Origin of the sequence: Rhodococcus sp. KRD175 (assembly GCF_017168275.1) — a bacterium.
Lineage (GTDB): Bacteria > Actinomycetota > Actinomycetes > Mycobacteriales > Mycobacteriaceae > Rhodococcoides > Rhodococcoides fascians.
This window is the reverse complement of the sequence record NZ_JABFAQ010000013.1, coordinates 84,000-105,529: the sequence shown is the minus strand read 5'-3', so window position 1 is coordinate 105,529 and position 21,530 is coordinate 84,000. Positions and strand designations below refer to the sequence as shown.

The 21,530-nt window shown below is 65.9% G+C and carries 10 protein-coding genes; 3 read left to right on the top strand and 7 right to left on the bottom strand.

Translation table 11 applies throughout. From position 1 onward, the window contains the following. Positions 1-4 precede the first annotated feature (4 nt). The 3 genes from J1M81_RS19630 to J1M81_RS19620 all read left to right on the top strand — a co-directional run bounded on the left by J1M81_RS19630 (position 5) and on the right by J1M81_RS19620 (position 7,845). Positions 5-3,175, top strand: a complete 3,171-nt coding sequence (locus tag J1M81_RS19630; protein ID WP_283348111.1) for an arabinosyltransferase domain-containing protein — start codon at positions 5-7, stop codon at positions 3,173-3,175. Positions 3,176-3,250: 75 nt separating this feature from the next. Then, the gene (locus J1M81_RS19625; RefSeq protein WP_206498643.1) at positions 3,251-6,568 is read left to right on the top strand and encodes an arabinosyltransferase domain-containing protein; all 3,318 of its coding nucleotides are present in this window, start codon (positions 3,251-3,253) and stop codon (positions 6,566-6,568) included. Positions 6,569-6,873: 305 nt separating this feature from the next. Further along, positions 6,874-7,845 carry a hypothetical protein gene (locus tag J1M81_RS19620; protein WP_032371690.1) on the top strand — a complete coding sequence of 324 codons (972 nt, stop codon included), beginning with the start codon at positions 6,874-6,876 and terminating at the stop codon, positions 7,843-7,845. Positions 7,846-8,008: 163 nt separating this feature from the next. Here J1M81_RS19620 and J1M81_RS19615 read toward each other — a convergent pair whose 3' ends face one another. From J1M81_RS19615 to J1M81_RS19585, 7 genes are all read right to left on the bottom strand, one after another. Continuing rightward, positions 8,009-9,553, bottom strand: coding sequence for an acyl-CoA carboxylase subunit beta (locus J1M81_RS19615; RefSeq protein ID WP_206498642.1), 1,545 nt, complete (start codon positions 9,551-9,553; stop codon positions 8,009-8,011). Between the two features lie 3 nt (positions 9,554-9,556). Further along, on the bottom strand, positions 9,557-14,596 hold the full coding sequence (pks13, locus tag J1M81_RS19610) for a polyketide synthase Pks13 (RefSeq protein ID WP_206498641.1): 5,040 nt from the start codon (positions 14,594-14,596) through the stop codon (positions 9,557-9,559). Between the two features lie 42 nt (positions 14,597-14,638). Further along, positions 14,639-16,537 (bottom strand): long-chain-fatty-acid--AMP ligase FadD32, encoded by a 1,899-nt coding sequence (gene fadD32 / locus J1M81_RS19605; RefSeq protein ID WP_032382997.1) that lies wholly within the window; start codon positions 16,535-16,537, stop codon positions 14,639-14,641. A gap of 179 nt (positions 16,538-16,716) precedes the next feature. Further along, entirely contained in the window at positions 16,717-17,715 is a 999-nt protein-coding gene (locus J1M81_RS19600) for an LLM class F420-dependent oxidoreductase (protein ID WP_027494807.1), read from the bottom strand. A 289-nt stretch (positions 17,716-18,004) separates the two neighbouring features. Next, complete coding sequence (locus J1M81_RS19595) at positions 18,005-18,958, bottom strand: cutinase family protein (RefSeq protein WP_027494808.1); 954 nt, start codon at positions 18,956-18,958, stop codon at positions 18,005-18,007. A gap of 9 nt (positions 18,959-18,967) precedes the next feature. Beyond that, positions 18,968-19,519, bottom strand: coding sequence for a DUF732 domain-containing protein (locus J1M81_RS19590; protein ID WP_032374174.1), 552 nt, complete (start codon positions 19,517-19,519; stop codon positions 18,968-18,970). A gap of 83 nt (positions 19,520-19,602) precedes the next feature. Beyond that, on the bottom strand, positions 19,603-21,504 hold the full coding sequence (locus J1M81_RS19585) for an alpha/beta hydrolase-fold protein (RefSeq protein WP_094643115.1): 1,902 nt from the start codon (positions 21,502-21,504) through the stop codon (positions 19,603-19,605). Positions 21,505-21,530 lie beyond the last annotated feature (26 nt).

The following is a 21,530-nucleotide window of genomic DNA, read 5'->3' as shown; positions in this document are numbered from 1 at the left end:
CGGTGTGCCTGCGACCGCTCCGAACATCACGACTGCCCGGCTGATAGCGATCGTCACCGGCATCATCGGTGCCGTCCTGGCCATCGCCACTCCGCTGCTGCCGGTGCAGCAGGACGTCTCCACGCTGTCGTGGCCGCAGAGCTCGTTCGGTAGTGTCAACGCTCCGCTGGTGAGCTACTCCCCGCTCGATCTGGACGCGACGATCCCGTGCAGTACTGCCACTCGGCTCGACGGCGGCGGCACGGTGATGTCCACCGCTCCGATCGCAGCGGCGAAAACCGAGCAGCGAGCACTGACCGTGCGGGTCGACGACGATCGACTGCAGGTGCTGCTTCGCGATCGCGTTCTCGCCGAGGCTCCCGTATCCGACCTGGCCTCCGATTGCGCGCTGACGATCTCCTCGAACGCCGCTCGCACGGTGGTCGACCTCGGCGGCGCGGCCACCACTGTCGACGGCGACGTCCGACCTCAGGTCGTCGGCATCTTCACCGACCTCACCGCGTCGGTCGACGGTCTGAACGTGCGCGTGGACATCGACTCCCGTTACTCCTCGACCCCGACGACGTTCAAGCTGCTGGCGATGATCGTCGGCGCGCTGGCCGTCGTCGCCTCCCTGTTCGCATTGCATCGCCTCGACAGCGTGGACGGTCGGCGTCACCGCCGCTTCCTGCCGTCACGCTGGAAGTCGGTGACCGGCGTCGACGCCGTCGTCGTCGGGGTGCTGGTGTTGTGGCACTTCATCGGTGCCAACACCTCCGACGACGGCTACCTGCTCAACATGGCACGCGTCTCCGAGCACGCCGGATACATGGCCAACTACTTCCGCTGGTTCGGCGTTCCCGAAGCACCGTTCGGCATGCCGTACTACGACATGCTGGCCGCCCTCGCCAAAGTCAGCACCGCCAGCATCTGGATGCGCCTGCCTGCCACCATCGCCGCACTGCTGTGCTGGCTCGTCATCAGCCGCGAGGTCATCCCCCGCCTCGGGCGCGCGGTACTGACCAACCGCGTCGCGCTGTGGACCGCAGGCCTGGTGTTCCTCGCCTTCTGGCTGCCCTACGACAACGGACTGCGCCCGGAACCCGTCATCGCCCTGGGCGCGCTGCTCACGTGGTGCTCGATCGAGCGTGCGATCGCCACCGGACGACTGTTGCCCGCCGCGGTCGGCACACTGATCGCCGCCTTCTCGCTCGCCGCCGGACCCACCGGACTGATCGCCGTCGCCGCGCTGCTCGCCGGACTCCGCCCGATCGTGATGATCATCGTCAAACGAGCCCGCCAAGTGGGGTTGCTCGCGGTCCTCGCGCCGCTGATCGCGTCGGGACTGGCCGTGGTGATCGCGATCTTCGCCGACCAAACTCTGAGCACCGTGCTCGAAGCGACCCGGGTGCGCTCGGCTCTCGGACCCAACGTGCCCTGGTTCGAGGAACGGGTGCGCTGGGACGCGTTGATGACCATCTCCCCCGACGGCTCGCTCGCCCGACGATTCGGCATGTTCGCGATGCTGCTCTGCATCGTCGTCTGCATCGCGGTGATGCTCCGCAAGAACGGACGCATCCCCGGTACCGCCACCGGGCCATCGCGTCGGATACTCGGAATCGTCTTGGGCGCACTGGCTTTGATGATGTTCACCCCCACCAAGTGGACCCACCACTTCGGTGTGTACGCCGGTCTCGCCGCGTCTCTCGGCGCACTGGCAGCGGTGGCCGTCACGGCGGCTACCGTCCGATCCCCGCGAAACAGAACGCTGTTCACCGCCGCAGTGCTGTTCCTGACGGCCGTGGCGTTCACCAGCTCGAACGGCTGGTGGTACGTCTCGAGCTACGGCATTCCGTGGTTCGACAAGCCGCCGTCCATTGCCGGCAAGGGCTTCTCGACCATCCTGCTCGGCCTGACCGTGCTGACCCTGCTGTATGCCGCGTACCAACATGTCCGATTGCCTTATCGCACAGCAGAAACCACCACGCGTCGACGCTTCGCACCCTCCGCGTTGACCATCGTCGCAGGCGGTGTCGTCGCATTCGAAGTGCTCTCGTTCGCCAAAGGTGCTGTGGCCCAATACCCTGCGTACTCCATCGCGCGATCCAACTTCTCCGCACTCGCCGGCAACTCGTGCGGACTCGCCGGTGACGTGCAGGTGGAGACCGACGTCAACGGGTCCGTCCTGCAGCCGATCGACCCCGCCCCGGACGCGCCGGGAGCAGGTGGCAGCACCGGATTCACCCCGGACGGCGTCGCCGAAGACCTCACGGCCGACTCCGAGGACACCGCCCAGGGCAGTGCCAACTCCATCCGCCCCGAGGACTCCGAAGAGAGCGCGTCGGCCACCTCGTCGAACTCCGCAGGCACCTCGGGCGGAACCAACGAGAACGTCGGAATCAACGGCAGCACAGTCGCTCTGCCGTTCGGACTGAACCCCGAAACGACCCCGGTCCTCGGCAGCTTCGGAGCGACCGAGCCCGCGTCACTGACCTCCGGTTGGTATTCGCTGCCTGGAGAGGGCGACCTGATCGCCATCGCCGCCGCAGGCCGAATTCGCTCGGTGGACAAGGACGGCATCGTCACCCCGGGCCAACGCGTCGAACTGGAATACGGACGCCGCGACGGCGGCGACGTCCAGGCACTCGGCCGTGTCACGCCTCTCGACATCGGCCCCGCACCGTCGTGGCGCAACCTGCGCGTACCGATGAACGACCTACCCGCCGACGCGAACGCCGTTCGCATCGTCGCCGAGGACAACGACCTGGCCGGAGATCAGTGGCTCGCCGTCACTCCCCCACGCGTCCCGAAAACTCAGACGCTGAATTCTCTGGTCGGGTCCACCGACCCCGTTCTGCTCGACTGGGCGGTCGGGCTGGCGTTCCCGTGCCAGCGTCCGTTCGATCATCGCTACGGCGTCGCCGAGGTGCCGCAGTACCGCATCCTGCCCGACCGAACCGGAGCCGAATCCACCAACGCCTGGCAGGATTCTTTCGGTGGCGGCCCGCTGGGGTGGACCGAACTGCTGCTCGGTGCCCAGACTCTGCCGTCGTATCTGGCCGACGACTACGCCCGCGATTGGGGGTCGATCGAGAGATACACGCCACTCGATCCGGCTGCCGCGACCGCCCGGATCACCGTCGAGCAACAGTCTCGGTCGGGACTGTCCAGCGACGGACCGATGAAGACCGGCTGATTCCCTGTTTCTCCATCGGATCCGGGGACGGCGCCTGTGTGACCTCGAAGTCACGCTCGCATAACATCGACAATCGTGCCCGACGTCGTGACAGATTCATCAGCTGGTCCCCCCGTCCCCGCTCCGCTCGGAGCCTCGGACGAACTTCGTGCTCAGGTACGGATTCCCCGGCTGATCGCGATGGTGGCCGGCATACTCGGCGTGCTGTTCGCACTGATCACTCCGTTCGCACCCGTCACGCAGACCACCGCGAGCATCGAGTGGCCGCAGAACGGCCTTCTACAGGACGTGGACGCCCCACTGGTGTCCCAGGCACCCCTGCGACTGTCCGCCACCCTCCCGTGCTCTGCTGTGGCCGCACTACCCGCGTCGGGCGGGCTGTTGCTGGCGACCGCACCCCCGCAAGGTGAGGGTGCCGCCCTCAACAGCCTGTTCGTTCGCGTCGGCGAGTCGAATGTCGATGTCCTCGACCGCAACGTCGTCGTCGCGACGGCACCGCGCGCCGACGTCCAGAGCACGCGCTGCGCCGCCATCGAGATCACCTCGAACGACCAGTACACCTCCGCAGCCTTCACCGGACTGACCGACGAGAGCGGCCAACCCGTCCAGGGTCGGCTCGACGGCGATCTCCGTCCGCAGGTCGTCGGCATCTTCAGTGATCTCAGTGGCGCGGCCCCGGCCGACATGTCGGTCACCGTCGACGTCGACTCCCGCTTCTCGTCGACTCCGACCATCCTGAAGTCGTTGATCATGGTGCTGGCGATCGCCTGCACGTTGCTGGCCATGGGCGCGCTCGCACGGCTCGACGGCACCGACCGCCGCGCGCACCGCCGCTTCTTCCCGTCGCACTGGTGGAAGTTCACCGGCGTCGACGTCACGGTTCTCGGAGTCCTCGTCGGCTGGCACTTCGTCGGCGCCAACACCTCCGACGACGGCTATCTGCTCACCATGGCCCGCGCGGCCGAACATTCCGGCTACATGGCCAACTACTTCCGCTGGTTCGGCGTCCCCGAGGCACCGTTCGGCTGGTACTACGACGTCCTGGCCGTCTTCGCCAAGATCTCGACCGCAAGCCCGTGGATGCGCCTGCCCGCCCTGATCGCCGGAGTCCTGTGCTGGATGGTGATCAGCCGCGAGGTGGTGCCGCGACTCGGACGTGCGGTGCGCAAATCGAACGTGGCGTTGTGGACCGGCGGATTGGTGTTCCTCGCCTTCTGGCTCCCGTACAACAACGGACTGCGTCCCGAGCCGATCGTCGCCCTCGGCGCGTTGCTGACCTGGTGCTCGATCGAACGCTCCATCGCTACCGGCAGACTGCTTCCCGCAGCCGCCGCCTGCCTCATCGGTGCCTTCACCCTGGCCGCCGCACCCACCGGATTGATGTGTGTGGCAGCGCTTCTCGCCGGAGCCCGGCCCATCGCTCGCATCGTGGTCCGACGCCACCGTCAGGTCGGCACCCTCGCCATGCTGGCACCGTTGGTTGCTGCCGGAGTACTCGTCCTCGTCGTCGTGTTCGCCGACCAGACCTTCGCGACGGTCATCGAATCCACCCGAGTGCGCACCATCATCGGCCCCAACGAGGCGTGGTACCAAGACTTCCTGCGGTACTACTACCTCTTCGTCCAGACCGTCGACGGTTCCGTGGCCCGCCGCTTCGCGTTCCTCGCGATGCTCCTGTGCCTGTTCACCACGCTGTTCGTGCTCCTGCGACGCCGGCGCATTCCCGGCATCGCGAACGGGCCTGCCTGGCGACTGCTCGGCGTCGTCCTCGGAACCATCTTCTTCATGATGTTCAACCCCACCAAGTGGACTCACCACTTCGGTTCCTACGCCGGAATCGCCGGTGGGCTCGCCGCACTGACCGCAGTGGCCGTCTCGGCCAGTGCACTGCGCTCACGCCGAAACCGATCCCTGTTCACGGCCGGCCTGATGTTCGTTCTGGCACTGTCGTTCTCGGGCATCAACGGCTACTGGTACGTCTCGAGCTACGGCGTGCCGTGGTTCGACAAGACGGTCTCGCTCGGCGGCAACGAATCCGGCTCGCTGTTCCTCGTCCTCTTCGGACTGGTTCTCGCCGTCGCGGCATTCCAATACCTACGTGAGGGATACGCTCCGCCACAACCGAAACCGACGTCGGCCCGCGGTAGACGCATTCGCACGTTCGCTGCCGCACCACTGACCGTCATCGCCGGAATCATGGTGCTGTTCGAGGTCCTCTCCCTCGTCAAGGGTGCCGTCTCCCAATATCCCGCCTACTCGCTCGCGCGCTCCAATGTGCAATCGGTACTGGGTAATTCGTGCGGACTCGCCAACGACGTGCTCGTCGAAGCCGATCCCAACGCTGATGTGCTGAGCCCCCTGCCGGGTGAATTCGATCCCGTCGCAGGCCCCCTCGGCGGAGCCAGCGACACCCTGCGCAACTTCACCGCCAACGGGATCCCCAGCGACCTCAGCGCCGACGCCGTGGAAGTCAAACCAGGACAGGGCAATACCGACCAACAAGCCGTCGGACCCGCCTTCGAGGAAGGCCAGAGCTCGGGCACAGCAGGAGGCACCGGCGCACTGGGCGTCAACGGCTCCACCGCCGCCCTCCCCTTCGGACTCGACCCCGCCACCACACCCGTCCTCGGCTCCTACCAAGAAGGAATCCAGGAACCGGCCGAGGCCACCTCGAGCTGGTACCAGCTACCCGCCCGCAGCGACGACGCACCACTCGTCGTGTTCTCCGCGGCCGGACGTATCTGGTCCTACGACGACACCGGTGCCCTCACCTACGGCCAGTCGCTGCTGCTCGAATACGGCAAGCGCCAGCCCGACGGAAGCGTCCAGGCGCAGGGCACCTACCTACCTCGGGACATCGGACCCGCACCCTCGTGGCGCAACCTGCGAGTTCCGTTGGCAGACATCGCACCCGACGCCGACGCCGTCCGCATCGTCGCCAACGACCCCAACCTCACCGGCGACCAGTGGCTCGCATTCACCCCGCCGCGAGTACCGGTGATGGAGAATCTGAACACCATGATCGGCAGTGAGCAGCCCGTTCTGCTCGACTGGGCCGTCGGACTCCAGTTCCCGTGCCAACGGCCGTTCGACCACCGCTACGGCGTCGCCGAGGTACCGGGCTACCGCATCCTCCCCGACCGCCCACTGGCCGTCAGCTCCACCGACACCTGGCAATCCGGCGAGAACGGCGGACCGCTCGGATGGTCCGAACTACTCGCCAAGCCAGTTGCCGTCCCCACCTACCTCAAAAACGACTGGGCCAGGGACTGGGGCTCACTCGAGCGCTACGAGCAGTACTACCCCAGCGCCGTGCCCGCCGACCTGCAAACCGGAGAAACCACGCGATCGGGATTCTACGAGGACGGAAAGCTGCGAGTCTTCGAGAAATAGTCCACCCAGCCTCACCCGCCCCTCCGCGTGGTGTCGCCCGCTCCTTTTTGGGATCAATGTCCCTTTGTTGCACTCTGACTGACTGAATCCCGCATTCATGCGGACGGGGGTTGGCGTACGGCCGATGGAGCGGGGTTTGGCGCACGATCGATGGATCGGGGGCTTACCACCGACCCCCGACAGTCTTCGGTGCACAAGACACGCCCTCGAGGCACTTGTGCACAACCTCGTCGACCATCCACAGGGAACCCCTGAACGGCCGTTTTCGACGTCGAAGTGTCAGTGTCGCGTTCGACAGTCGAGGCATGAAACGGGGAGTTTGGGCCACAGACCTATCGATGCTCGAGGACGTCGCCGATCACGGCGTCGTGACAAGGGCACAGCTTCGCTCGGCCGGTGTCGCGGACGGGACGGTAGCCGGCCGATGCGCAGCCGGCGGACCTTGGCAGCACTTGCTCCCAGGGGTGGTGCTGCTGCACAACGGCTTCCCATCTCACCGACAGCGAATGGCTGCTGCCCTGGCGTACGGCGGTCCACACAGCATCCTCACTGGGAACGCGGCATTGAGTGTGCATGGCTTGGGGCCGAATCCACCGTCGAATGAAGTTCACATTCTCGTCCCGAACGAGATGCAGCGAGCATCCGTCAAATTCGTCCGATCCGAACGCACCTGGCGCATGCCCGAAACGGTGTTCGACCACGGTCCGCGCTGCGCTCCGGTATCCCGGAGTGTCGTCGACGCGACCCGCGCACTACGCGGACGATCTCAGTGCACGGCTTTGATTGCGGAGATCATCAGACGGGGTGCGGCATCACTCGAAGAGCTGGCAATCGAATTGGCGGAGGGGCCGAGACGCTACAGCGCATCGACACGGTTGGCGATCAGGGATCTGGAAGGAAACGCTCACTCCGTCGCCGAGGCGGACGCTCAACGGCTCTACCGATCGAGCGGACTCCCACCAATGATTCACAATGCCCGGCTGTTCACCTCGGACGGTACATTCCTCGGTAGCCCCGACGGCTTCCTCGACACAGTCTGCTTCGGGTGGGAGATCGACTCCCTCGCTCATCACCTCTCGCCGATCGATCATGCGAACACGATGGCTCGCCGAGCTCTCCTGCAACGCCACGGCGCGATCGTGGTGTCACATCTGCCGCAGGACATCCGGGACGACCCCCAGCGCGTACTCGCGGATCTTCGGGCCGGCTATCAACAGGCTCTGGCGCGGCCCCGTCCGAACCTCGTTCTTCGACGGAGCGCGACGTCGACCGGATGAATGTCTCTTGCAAGCACTCCAACTGCAACAAAGCCACATTCATTCGCTTCTGGCTCGGGGAGACAGACGAATGAATGTGGCTTTGTTGCAGTCAGAGCGACTGAAACCCACATTGATCCCAAAAGGGAGCGAAGCGACCCCGACGCAGGACCGGCGCGCTTGGCTAGATCGGCAGCAAAGAGTGCTTACGCGGACTCTTGTGTACTTCCTTGTCTTTCAAGATGTGCAAGGCCTTGCGAATTTCGAGGCGCGTCTGCGAGGGCTCGATGACGGCGTCGATGTAGCCACGTTCGGCAGCGATCCACGGCGTTGCGACATGCTCGTTGTAGAAGTTGATGAGCTGCTTCCGCAGCGCCGGAGCGTTCTCGCCTGCCTCGGCGAGTTGCTTGCGACTCATGATGTTGATGGCGCCCTCGGCACCCATGACGGCGATGCGGGCTGTCGGCCAGGCGAGGTTGATGTCGGATCCGAGCTGCTTCGAGCCCATCACCGCGTATCCGCCGCCGTACGACTTACGAATGACGACAGTCAGTTTCGGCACCGTCGCTTCGACGAACGAGAAGATGAAGCGGCCACCGCGATGGATGACGCCGAGGGTTTCCTGGTCGACGCCGGGCAGGAAGCCGGGTGTGTCGACGAGGAAGATGATCGGAATGTTGTAGGCGTCGCTGAGGCGAATGAACCGCGCACATTTGTCCGCTGCCTTGGCGTCGAGTGCCCCGGACAGGTGCATCGGCTGATTGGCGACGATTCCCACCGGCCGACCGTCGACGCGGGCGAAGCCGGTGATGACGTTCTGTGCAGTTTGGGCGGCGATCTCGTGGAACTCGCCGTCGTCGAAGATGCGCAGGATGATGTCGTGCATGTCGTAACCGGCGTTGTCGGCGTCGGGCATGAACGAGTCGAGCGTGCGATCGGATTCGGTGATCTCCGGCTCGAGCCCCGGGTTGATCACCGGTGCCTCTTCCTGGCAGCTCGACGGCAGGTAGCTCAGGTAGTTCCGAATCCAGTCGAATGCGGCCTTCTCGTCGGCAGCGACGTGGTGCACGTTGCCGTTCATGGCCTGGACACGGGCACTACCGAGTTCGTCGAGGCTGACGTCCTCGCCGGTGACGGACTTGATGACGTCCGGTCCGGTGACGAACATGTACGCCTCTTCGGTGGCGACGACGATGTCGGTGTTGATCGGTGCGTACACCGCGCCACCGGCGCATTTACCGAGGATCAGAGAGATCTGCGGGCACAGGCCGGAGAGCGCCTCGTGGCGTCGACCCAGTTCGGCGTACCACGCGAGGGAGGTGACGGCGTCCTGCACGCGAGCTCCACCGGAGTCGTTGATGCCGACGACCGGGCAGCCCATCTTGATCGCGAAGTCCATGATGCCGGCGACCTTGCGGCCGAACATCTCGCCGACGGTTCCGCCGAACACGGTCTGATCGTGCGAGAACACTGCGATCGGACGGCCGTCGACGGTTCCGTGCCCGGTGACGACGCCGTCGCTGTAGAGGGCACCCGGATCGTTCGGGGCCTTCACCAGCGCGCCGATCTCGACGAAACTGCCGGGGTCGAGCAGCGAGTTCACGCGATCTCGGGCGCTGGGTATGCCCTTCTTGGCGCGCTTGGCGATGCCGATCTCGCCGGCCGGTTCCTTGGCCAGTTCCAGCCTCGCCCGTAGCTCGGCCAGCTTCTCCGCAGTGGTGCCACTCAAAATCTACGCTCCGGTTCTTGCAGACTCGATGTTCTCGAGCGTCTTCGACAGATGGGCCGCAATTTTTCCAATGTACGGCTCGTCGACGACCGCGAGGTGGTCGCCTCCGACGTAGACGATCTCGAGGTCCTTGACCACCGGTCCCCAACCACCGTGCTCTTCGCGGGTGGCGTATGCGGGCTCGAGGGCGATCGCGTCGTCGTGGTACTTGTCGGCGAGGTACAGCGTGACGTGCCCGCCGTACTCCTTGAGCTCGGCCGTCTGGATAGCCCGATTGTCGAGCCACGACGTCCGCTGATGCTCGATGATGCCGCCGGGAATCTTTGCCCCGCTGAGCTTGACCAGATCGGTGATGATCCGAATCTGACCCTCGTCGTCGGAGTCGACCAACTTGTCGTACGGGATCGGGTAGTCGACGTTGTACGTCTTCTTGGCGAACGCGGCGTACCGCTCCCAACGCTTGCGGACTTCGTCCTTGGTGTCGGGGATCTTGGTGCCGGGCATGACGGTATCGAGCAGCCCCACGTAGGCGACCTCGATGCCTTCCTCTTCCATCTGACGCGCCACCTCGTAGGCGAGGATGCCGCCGAGCGACCATCCGACGAACACGTACGGTCCTTCGGGCTGGATCGCCTTGATCAGCGGCACGTACTCCGCGGCGCGCTTGGCGATGGGTCCTTCGACGCGCTCGAGGCCGTACATGGGCGTGCCTGCCGGCAACTTCCGCAGCAACGGCTCATAGGCGACGGTGGAGCTACCGGCCGAGTGGAACGCGAATACCGGTGTGGCCGAGGAGCCCTCGGGGCGGGCCCGAAGATTGCGCACGACACCGTCGATCTCGCCGTCCTCGAGATGCGGGCGTACCTTGTCGGCGAGCTGCTCGATGGTCTCCGAGTCCAGTACGTCGTCGAAGGTGATCTCGCCGCCGGCCCGCTCGGTCAGGCGAGCGGCCAACTTCTCGGCCGTCTCGTCGTCGAGGATCGGCAGGGTGTTGAAGATGCCCTTGGCCGATTCCTTCGTCACCACTGCCCACGTTGCGAACGTCATCCGCTCGGCGTTGTCACGTGGGGGCACATCGGATCCGGCGGCCTCGGCGAACGCTTCCTTGCCGCCCAGGTCGGTCTGCGCTGCGACCACCGGTGCGGGTTGGTATTCCGCACTCGGAACCGCGGTCTCCGGTGCGGCGACGGCCGTCTCCAGGGCTGCGTCGCGTGCAGTCGCGCCACTCTCGGCAGCCTGCTCGGCAGCCTTTTCGGCGGCCTGCTTGTCTGCCAGCGCCTGCACCTCGTCGCGGTTCTCGATGGCGTAGCGCAGGTACTTCTCCACCTCACGCAGGTTCGCATCACGCACGGCCTGCAATTGCACTGTGGGGATGTCGAATTCGTACTCGACGCGGTTCTTGATCCGAACGGCGCTGAGCGAATCGAGCCCCAGTTCGATCAGCGGCACCTCGGGAGGTAGGTCCTCGGGTGCGTAGCCCATCGACTCGGCGACGATGATCGCCAGTCGATCTTCGAGCTTCTGATTGCCGTTGGGATCCCAGCGGTCACCGAACGTCTCGACGACCTCGGGCAACTCTTCCATCGGAGACGAGGATCGCTCTTCTACCGCCACAACAGGTTCCGGCCGCACATCGCCCGAGGTGACGACAGCCTCGTGCAGCAGGGTGAACGCCGAGCCCTCGTGTGCATGGACCTGGACCGACGCCCCACCGAGGTGCGAGGTCAATGTGGTGACGACCGTGCCGGCCACGGGCACCGATGCATGCGAGACCGAAGCACCCAGCGCCACATCGGAGAACACCTGCGAGGCAGCGGCGGTGACCAACGCATCGAATCCCGAGACGGCCGAGGCCTGGACTTCCCAGACGTGGCGGCCGTCGGGCAGCGCCACCCGGGCACCGGGAACGCGAGAGTTACCGCTGGAGCTGACTTGCGAGTTGAGCCAGAACTCCTTGCGCAAGTACGCAGTTCGCGGAATTGCGGCATACGGACCCGACTCGAACAGCGTCGCCAGTTCCAGCGCATGACCGTGCACGTACAGCTGCGCCAGCGCGGCGAGGAACGTGTCGGCCTCGTCTTCCTTGCGCTTGAGCGTCGGAATCAACGTGGCGTCGGCCAGGCCGGCAGCCCACGCGGTAGCGGCAACCGACATCAGCGCGACGGGGTTCGGGGCGAGCTCCACGAACGTCGTGTGCCCGTCTCCCACAGCAACATTGACGGCCTGGGTGAACCAGACCGGGTGACGCATTCCCTTGGTCCAGTAGTCGACTCCGTGAATCGCCGCATGTCCGACGCGGTAGTGCGCCTCACGATCGACCGAGGAGTAGACCCCCGCGGTGAGCTTGCTCGGTTCGATTCCGGCGAGCTCGGCGGCGAGCTCACCGAGCAGAACGTCGACTGCTGCGGTGTGGCCGGCTCCCTTGACGTCGAGCAGTCGGGCCATTTTGCCCGCGGCCTCGGCCTTTTCGACGAGGGCTTCGACCTCGGCGCGGGGCCCGCCGACCGTGGTGTGCGTGGGCGCGGCGTACACGCAGGGCTCCACGTTCGGGAACTGATCGGTGAGGGTCTTGACCTCGTCGGGGGTGTACTCGACGAGTGCCATGGCACCCTGCGAGGCGGCACCGAGGCCGTCCTGGCCCTCGGCCAGCAGCCGCGAGCGGGCGTAGATGATGCGGACGGCGTCTTCGAGGTTCAGGCCTCCGGCCACGTACGCGGCGGCGACCTCACCCATCGAGTGGCCGATGACGGCCGACGGCTCGGCACCGTGCGCGCGAAGCGTTGCGGCCAAGGCGATCTGGATGACGAAGATGGCGACCTGGGAGTTCTCGAACTCGTAGGTCTGCGAGTCGTCGAGGATGATCTCGCGGATGGAGTAGCCGGCTTCGTCGACGAGCAGCTCGTCCACCTTGTCCACCTCGGCGGCGAACACGGCGTTGGTTCGGTACAGCCGCGATGCCATCTTGCGGTGCTGCGAGCCGAATCCGGAGAACACCCACACTGCGCCGTTGGACGCGGGTGAGTCCGCGGAGAACACGCCCGGTCCGGGCTTGCCTGCTGCGATGGCGCGCAATCCGGCGATGGCCTCGGCTGTGGTGGACGCGAGAACCACTGCGCGCGAACGCCCGTGGTTACGCCGAGCCAATGTACGGCCGACATCGACCAGAGGCGTCGTGCTGCCCTCTTCGGTCTCGAGCCAGTCGGCCAGTTCCGACGCCGCGCGCTTACGGCGCGACGGCAACGCGGCCGACACCGCGAGAATCACTGTCTCCGGAGCACTGTCGGACTCCGCCAGGATGGTCTCGGCCTCGGCGACCGGGCTGGTCGTCTCGGCGTCGAGCTGCTCCTCGTAGACGCCCTCCACCACCGCGGCCTCGGGATCCACGGCAGCGGGGTCGAATTCGGCCGAGGTCTCACCCGGTACGTACTCGCGCACGACGACGTGGGCGTTGGTGCCGCCGAAGCCGAAACCGGAGATGCCGGCGACGGCCTTGCCGGTGTACCGCGGCCAGTCGGTGGCCTCCGGGATGACCTTCAGGTGCGCCTTGTCGAAGTCGATGTACGGGTTGGGGCCCACGTAGTTCAGTGACGCTGGGAGTTTGTTCTCCTGCATCGCCAGCACGACCTTGATCAAACCTGCTGCGCCCGCGGCGGATTCGAGGTGCCCGAAGTTGGTCTTCGCCGAGCCGAGCAATGCCGGCTTGTCCGCGTCGCGGCCACGACCGACCACTCGGCCCAGCGCGTCGGCCTCGATGGGATCGCCCAGGATGGTTCCGGTGCCGTGCGCTTCGATGTAGTCCACGCCCGACGGGTTGATGCCGGCGTCGCGGTATGCGAATCGGAGTGCGTCGGCCTGTGCGTCGGGGTTCGGCGCTAGGAGTCCGTTGGAGCGGCCGTCCTGGTTGATGGCGGATCCGGCGATGACGGCGAGCACCTGATCGCCGTCTCGCTCGGCATCCTCGAGTCGCTTGAGCACGACGAGTCCGCCGCCCTCGGAGCGAATCATGCCGTTTGCGTCGGAGGAGAAGGCCTTGATTCGGCCGTCGGGAGCGAGCACGCCCGTCTGACCGAAGCCGACGGTGATCGGCGGGGCGAGCAGCATGTTGACCCCGCCTGCCACGGCCAGATCGGATTCGCCGGTACGCAGGCTGCGCACTGCCTGGTGCACAGCAACCAGCGAGGACGAGCAGGCGGTGTCGACGGCGATCGACGGCCCGCGGAAGTCGTAGAAGTACGACACGCGGTTGGCGACGATGGCGGTGGAGGTGCCGGTGAGTGCGTAGGGGTGCACGGCCGGATCACTGACGGCGATGAGCTGGTAGTCGTTGGACGAGCTGCCGATGAAGACGCCGACCTGGCTGCCCTTGACCGAGCTGGCCGGGATGTGCGCGTGCTCGAGCGCTTCCCAGGTCAGTTCCAGCGCGAGGCGCTGCTGCGGGTCGACGTTGACGACCTCGTTGGGCGACATCGCGAAGAACTCGGCGTCGAAGGTCTTGACGTCGTCGAGGTAGCCACCCTTGGTGACCGTCGCGTCGACGGCTGCGGCGATGACGGGATCGGAGGTGAATTCCTTCCACCGGCCCTCGGGCAGGTCGGTGATGCCGTCGCGGCCCTCGATGAGCAGCGACCACATCTCCTCGGGGGTGTGACCGGTGCCGGGGAAGCGCGACGACAGTCCGACGATCGCGATGTCGTGGGCGTCGCCCGACTGCACGCCGCTGGTGTAGAACGCGTCGTCGACGGTACCCACCGGCTCGTCGGGTTCGCCCTCGATGATGATCTTGGCCAGAGACGCGATGGTGGGGTGCTGGTAGACGACGGTCGCGGTCAGCGTGACCCCCACCAGCTCCTCGATCTCACCGCTCAGTGCGACGGCATCGCGAGAGGACAGACCGAATTCCTCCATCGGACGGTCGTCGGAGATGGCCGACGCGGGTTGACCCGTCGCGTCCGCAACCCAGTTGCGTAGCCAATCCCGCAGTTGGGCGACCGTGAGGTCCGTCCCGTCGGCACTCTGAATCTTGTCTGTCTCTTGTTCAGCCATTACTCACCAAGCTATGTATCGAAGGAACGGGAGGCCCAGAGATCAGTCGGGTAGTTCGGCGTCCGGGAATGCCGTCTGCTGGTAACCGCCGCGCAGGGTGCCCTCGATGTAGGCGGCCTTGCACGCGCGTCGGGCGATCTTGCCGCTCGACGTACGCGGGATGGAACCGGCCGGGACGAGCAGGACGTCGCGGACCGTGACGCCGTGCCGCGCCGAGACTGCGGTGCGCACCTCGTCGGCGATCGGAGCCGGGTCTGCCTTGCCCGAGCCGGGAGCGCGCTCGGCAACGATGACGAGCTGTTCGGAGCTGTCGTCCGAATCCTTGGTCAACGCGGCACCACTGAACTCGAACACGACGTCGGGCAGCTGGTTGAGCGGTACCGCGAACGCCGCCACGAAGCCCGGCCGCAGAGCCTTGCTTGCTTCCTGCGCCGAGAACTCGATGTCCTGGGGGTAGTGATTGCGGCCGTCGACGATGACGAGGTCCTTCACGCGGCCGGTGATGTAGAGCTCGCCGTCGTGATAGACGCCGAAGTCTCCGGTGCGCATCCAGTTGGCGCCCTCGGGGGCACCCGTGGCGTGCGACCCGTCGGCGACGCGGTGGACGAGCTTGTTGTGGAAGGTTTCGCTGGTCTCGGTCTCGCGACCCCAGTAGCCCTTGCCGATGTTCTCGCCGTGCAGCCAGATCTCGCCGACGTGCTCGTCGGGCACCTCGGTGGCGGTTTCGGAGTCGACGATCGCGGCCCACTGACTCCGGGCGACGGTTCCGGTCGATACCTGCGGGATGGCTCCGGGAGCGTCGGGTGCGACGACGACGAAGTTGCCTGCGTTCAGCTCGACACGGTCGACGTAGACGACCTTGGCCTCGTCGGCGTGCTTGCTCGTCGAGACGAACAGCGTGGCCTCGGCCATGCCGTACGACGGCTTGATCGCGGACTTCGGCAAACCGTACGGGCCGAAGGCCTCGTTGAACTTCTTCATCGACGACGTGGTGACGGGCTCGCTGCCGTTGATCAGGCCGATGACGTTCGACAGGTCGAGACTTTCACCGTTCTTGGGCAGTCCGCGCTGGGCGGCGTGCTCGAACGCGAAGTTCGGTGCCGCGGCGAACGTGCCTGCTCCGTCGGAGACAGCGGCGAGTTCCTTGATCCAGCGCCACGGCCGCTGCACGAACGCGCGCGGGCTCATGATCGTGATGTATTTGCCACCGAGGGCCGGGAGGATGACGGTGAGCAGACCCATGTCGTGGAACATCGGCAGCCAGGTGACGCCGCGCGAGTCGTAGTTGATCTCCATGCTGTCGACCATCTGCAGCGCGTTGACGCCGACCGCGCGGTGCGTGATCTCGACGCCGGCCGGGGTTCGCGTCGAACCGGACGTGTACTGCAGGTAGGCGATGTCGTCCAACCCTGCATTGGGCTCGACCCACGTCTCGCCGACGCTGTCGGGAACGGCGTCGACGGCGATGATGCGGGGCCGCTCGGCAGCGGGGAGCGCGCGGAAGAACGCCCGAACGCCCGCCGCGGAGTTGCTGGCGGTGAGGATCGCGCTGGGCTTGCAGTCGCCGAGGACGGCATGCAGGCGGTCGGTGTGGCCGGGCTCGTCGGGATCGAACAACGGCACCGCGATGGTGCCCGCGTAAATCGCACCGAAGAACGCGATGACGTACTCGAGGCCCTGGGGAGCGAGGATCGCCACGCGGTCACCGGGCTCGGTGACCTGCTGCAGACGGGCGGCGACAGCGCGCAGCCGCTTGCCGAACTGTGACCAGGTCAACTCGTGCGCTTCACCGTCCCGTTCCCGGGAGTAGTCCATGAACCGGTACGCGAGTGTGTCGGCGTTCTCTTCGACATTCGCCTCGACGTGGCGGACGAGTGTCTGCCCTTCACCGATGGTGATGTGGCCGTTCTCATCGATGAAATCATCGAACGTGTGGCTCATTTGCTTCAATCTCCTCCGACACGAATCGCTGCCACACATCGTGCGTGACCTGGCCTTGCATTGACGACGTTCATCGATGCAGACCCCGAACAGCGTTTTATGTTACTAAGTGGTAACTCCAGCGGTGGCGGTTTCGGTCGACCTCGAGGCCGACTCCATGCTACCGACACGCGCCTGCGTCACTCGCCTTTCAGCAAGTCGACAACCGGAGCGAATGCTTCCATTTGTGTGGGGAAAACCCCGACATAGGACATCGTCGTCCGCGCGCGAACGTTACGGATCTGATCGGCGATTTCCTCGTACGTTCCGAAGGCGAGGTACGGCGACGACAGAATGTCCTCGACCGTGAGCTTGACGTCGACGTCCACGTTGGGCGGATAACCGTTGTCCAGCGCGGCCAACGCCATCTCGGCCATCTGCTCGCGATCGTCGGTGACCACGATGGTGGTGATCGCCCAGTTCAGCTCGATGTCGTCGAACCGATCCCCTGCGGCAGCCCGGATGAGCTCGACGCGCTCGAGAGTCTTCTCGATGGTCATGCCCGACAGCAGCAACTTGCCTTCCTTCGAGGTGCTCGGCACCACGGAGATGATGTCGGCGTGCTTGGCCGCCAGCGCGAGCATCTTGGGGCCGCCGCCGCCGATGCAGATCGGCGGACGCGGTCCCTGACGCGGACGAGGGCTGCCCTTGAGACCGGTGATCGTGTAGTGCTTGCCCTCGTAGTTGCATTCCTGACCGCGCAGCAACACGTCGAGAATGTCGAGGGTCTCTGCGAGCTTTTCGATGCGGACGCCGGGACGGTCGTAGGTGATGCCGGCCTTGTCGTATTCCTCGCGCATCCAGCCCGCGCCGAGTCCGAGTTCGAGCCGTCCGCCGGAGAGCACATCGATGGTTGCCGCGTCCTTGGCGAGCACCGCGGGATGGCGGAAGCCGTTGGCGAGCACCGCCGTGCCGAGCCGAATCTTGTCGGTGGCAACGGCGAGAGCTCCGAGCGCCGCGATCGGCCCGACCTGATTACCGAGATGATCGGGGATCATGAAGCTGTCGTAACCCAGTTCCTCGGCCTGCTGAGCCAGCTTGATGAACTTCCGAGCCCCGCCCTCCTCCGCGTTTCCCTCTCCGCCTGCAGCGAAGCGGAATTTGCGCGGCCCGGGGGTCGCGGCCTCGGCGGAACTCATCTATTGCTCTCCTCTGGGGTCTGGAGCGGCCGGCACCTGGGGTCTGAGGTGGTCGGCACCGGGGGTCTGGGCACACCGTGCGGGGCAGTCGGCCGGGGCCGATCCGCGCAGGTCCAAGGCGTCACTCTAGCCGCTCGCGGGAGCGGATCCCACCGACTGGGGGTCGCAGACCACAGGTTTGTGCCCTGCACCAGTTGGCGACACGCCGCGTTGTGACCTGTCCGTTATCCATGACACCGGTCACTGCGCTACCCACGACCCCGATCACGCCGTCGTCCACACGACCCGATCACGAGTGCGGAGGCGTCGGCGCATTCTCGATCAGATCGGCCGCCCACGCCGCCGTCCACTGGGTGGCCGTCGTGCCGGAACCGTCGACGACGAAACTGTTGTACGACGCGTGCACCGGATTGCCCGCCGCCCCGATCAGAATTTGGATGCTCTGCGGAATGTTTCGCAGCGACAGTCCATCCGACGGGGACGCACAGATCAGGTCGCCGGGTGCACAGATCTGATTGGTCCGGTCGTCGAGCGCACCGAATCCGCCGTCCCGACGCCCCGTCATGGTGATGCCGGGGAGGTCGAGTCCCCCGAGGGCGACCTCGGCTCCGACGCCGTCGAGCGGTCCCGGCACGTCGGTACCCGACACTCCGTCGCGGCGGCCGTCGGCGATGAGGGTGACGCCGAGGACACGATCGGCGGAGATGGGTCCGTTACCCGCGCCGATGTCGGCCGCGATGTCGCCGGATATGACTGCTCCCTGAGAGAAGCCGGCCATGACGAAGTTGGTCAGTGGGCACCGCGCTGCGACGTCCGACATCTTCTGCACCGCAACGTTTTTGCCCTCGGTGCGGCTGTTGTTGTACGACTGTTGGCCGTCCGGCGGCAGCGCGATGGGGTTCGAGAACTGTGCGACGTAGGGCACCGTGTAGACGTCCGCGCGAGATCCGGGGAACTGCTCCTGCAGCGGCCGGGTGACGTTGAGCATCAGCGACACCGGATTGGCGGTCGGGTTGTACGGGTCGTCGGTCGACGAGGACTCCCACGTACCGGGGATGGCAATGACCTGAACGTCCGGGCAGTCCGCCGGTTGCGAGGTCGGCTGCTCGGGCCCCGGCGGCGGTACCGGTCCCGGTCCGGGTCCGAGACGCCCGGCAAGGAGGTACCACAGGGCCACGATGACGAGCCCGATGATCACCGCGAAGGCGATCACCGGTAGAACTCTGCGTTTACGTTTGGCCATCAGCGCGAACTACGGCGTGCAGTACGTCGCCTGCGCGGCGGCGATGTAGGTCTGGGCAGCCTGCTGGGCCTGAGTCTCGTTCATCTGCGTTCCGGCTGCACTGGCCTCGACGCCGACGTTCGCGGTGACGTAGGTCGTGATTTCGTCGGCTGCGACGCCCTGCGCCTGCGCGGCACAGATGTAGTTGGCCGTCGACACCGCGATGTCGCCGTTGCCCGCCGGAGTGACGCCCTTGCTCTTCAGCTCGTCGAGGAAACGCTGGCCGCGGTTGTCGATCTGGCTCTCCGTCGGCCCCGGGAAGTCGTCCGGCACGGCCTGGGGTTGCTCCGGCGGTGCCGTCGCAGCCTCGCCCGGGCTGGTGGTCGGAGCGACAGTAGTGGTGGTGCTCTCGGCCGCCGACGTCGACGAACTCGCCTCGGTCGTCGTCGCAGCTGCCGTGGTGGTGCTCGTCGGCGCGCCGGTGGCCGTCGAGTCGTCACTTCCACACGCCACCAGCATCGAGCTCGCCGCCACGGCGAGCACGCCGAGTGACAGAGTTCTGGCCAGAGAGTTACGCGTCATCGATCGAAATCCTTCGGTCGTCGGGTCGCAGGCGAGAGTACAGCCACGCTCTGAGAGAACTCTGAAGCCGTGACTGCCTCCGGTCACGGAGCGATCGTGGCCTTGCCGTCCTTGACGGTGATGATGCCGAACTGGAAGTTCTGTTGCTTACCGCCACCGTCGATGTCGAACTGATCGCTGGTGGGGTAGCCGAGGCGGCCACCTTCGTAGCCCACCGATCCCCAGGCGTCGAAGATCGGGCCGTACGGCATGGACCAGGCTCCGCTGACCGGGCTCCAGTAGATGTTGCCGGTCTCGAACTGATTGAACCGTCCGCCGTCCCGGATGGGGCCGATCTCGTTGGACTTGGGGAACCCGAGAGGTCCACTCTCCCAACCCAATTCACCGTACTTGCCGAGAATCATGCCCTGCACAGAATGCACGCCCGCGTCGGGAGAGGTGTAGATCGCGCCGATCTCGAAGCCCTGCACCGAGCCGGGCTTGTTGGGTGTTGCCACCTCGTCGAGCACCGGGTATCCCAGAGGACCGCCCTCGTACCCCTGGGCTGCCCACTCGTCGAGCACGGCACCCTTGACCACATGGGCTCCGGTCTGCGGCGTGAAGTAGACCATGCCGTTCTGGAAGGCGTTGAAGCGGCCGCGGCCGTCGGGAGTGGCGATCTCGCCGGTCTTCGGGAAGCCGAGCGCACCCTCGGGGCCCTTGTTGCCCTGGTAGATGCCGCCGATAGCGCCGGCAACCACCTGCGCCCCGGTGTCGGGAGTGAAGAAGACCCGACCGAACGTGAAGTCCTGAGCTCGTCCGCCTGCAACGTTGTACTCCGCGGTGAGGCAGGGACCCAACCACGAGTTCGCGCCGCTCGCATTGCCGATCATGCCCGCGACACTGCAGGTGGGCTTGTCGACCTCGACGCCGAGTGCCGTGGCGAGCTGCGGCCACAGCTGGTGCAACTCGAACTGCCAGTACGGCCACGAGTGCGTGCCCGACGGGCGGTAGTTGACCTGCGCGGGGATTCCGAGCTGGTTGAGCTTGGTGGCGAAGGTCTGGGAAGTGAGTCGCGAGAGGATCTCGAGCCCCATGCCCGCGTAGTTGGTGCTGACGCCCGGAATCGGCGACGGCTGATCGTACGGGCCGGTCGAGCCGTTGCCACTCGAGATGTAGAGGCTGACGCCCTTGAGCTTGTCGGCCAGCAGGTACGGATCGTGCTGAGCCCACAGCGAGTTGGACGGTGCGCCCCACATGGCCTTGGAGTTGTAGCCGCCGGCGTCGGTCATCGCGTACTGGATGGCCTGCGGCATGCCGAGCGAGGTGGTGGTCAGGATGCCCGACAGCGAACCGGCGAACTTGAAGAAGCCGGGGTTGCGGGCCGCGAGGAACATCGCCGACGTGCCACCCATCGACAACCCGACGACGCCACGGTTGTCGGTGCTGCGCCAGTCCTTGGCCAGGATGGGCGGCAGCTCCTTGGTCAGGAACGTCTCCCACTGGTAGTTCTTGCCGTTGTCCTGATCGACCCAGTCGGAGTAGAAGCTGGACTGTCCGCCGATCGGCAGCACGACGTTGACGTTCTTGTCGGCGAAGTAGGCCTCGGCGTCGGTCTCGGCCGTCCAGCCGTTCTCCTGGTCGGTCGCCCGGAGGCCGTCCAACATGTACACCTGCGGGAACGTGGCCTGCGGGTTGATGTTCCAGTCACGCGCGAGCAGCAGCTGCACCTGGATGGGCGTTCCCATCGACGGCGACTGGATCCACAGCGCGACGCGGCGATCGGAGAGCCAGTCCACCGAGGTGACGGTCGCACCACCGGTCTGGGTGTAGGCGGGGCCGGTCTGCGCCATCGGGGCGGCATGAGCAACCGGGGCTGCAGTGGCCAACGTCGTCGTCGCGAAGGGAATCATCAGCGCGGAGGCAACAGTCACTGCTGCTGCCGCTCGCCGAGCCCGTGTGCCGGCCGATGGGGTACGACCGAACCGAACAAGCCCAGTGCGCATGATGGTGACTCTCTTTCCTGTGACGA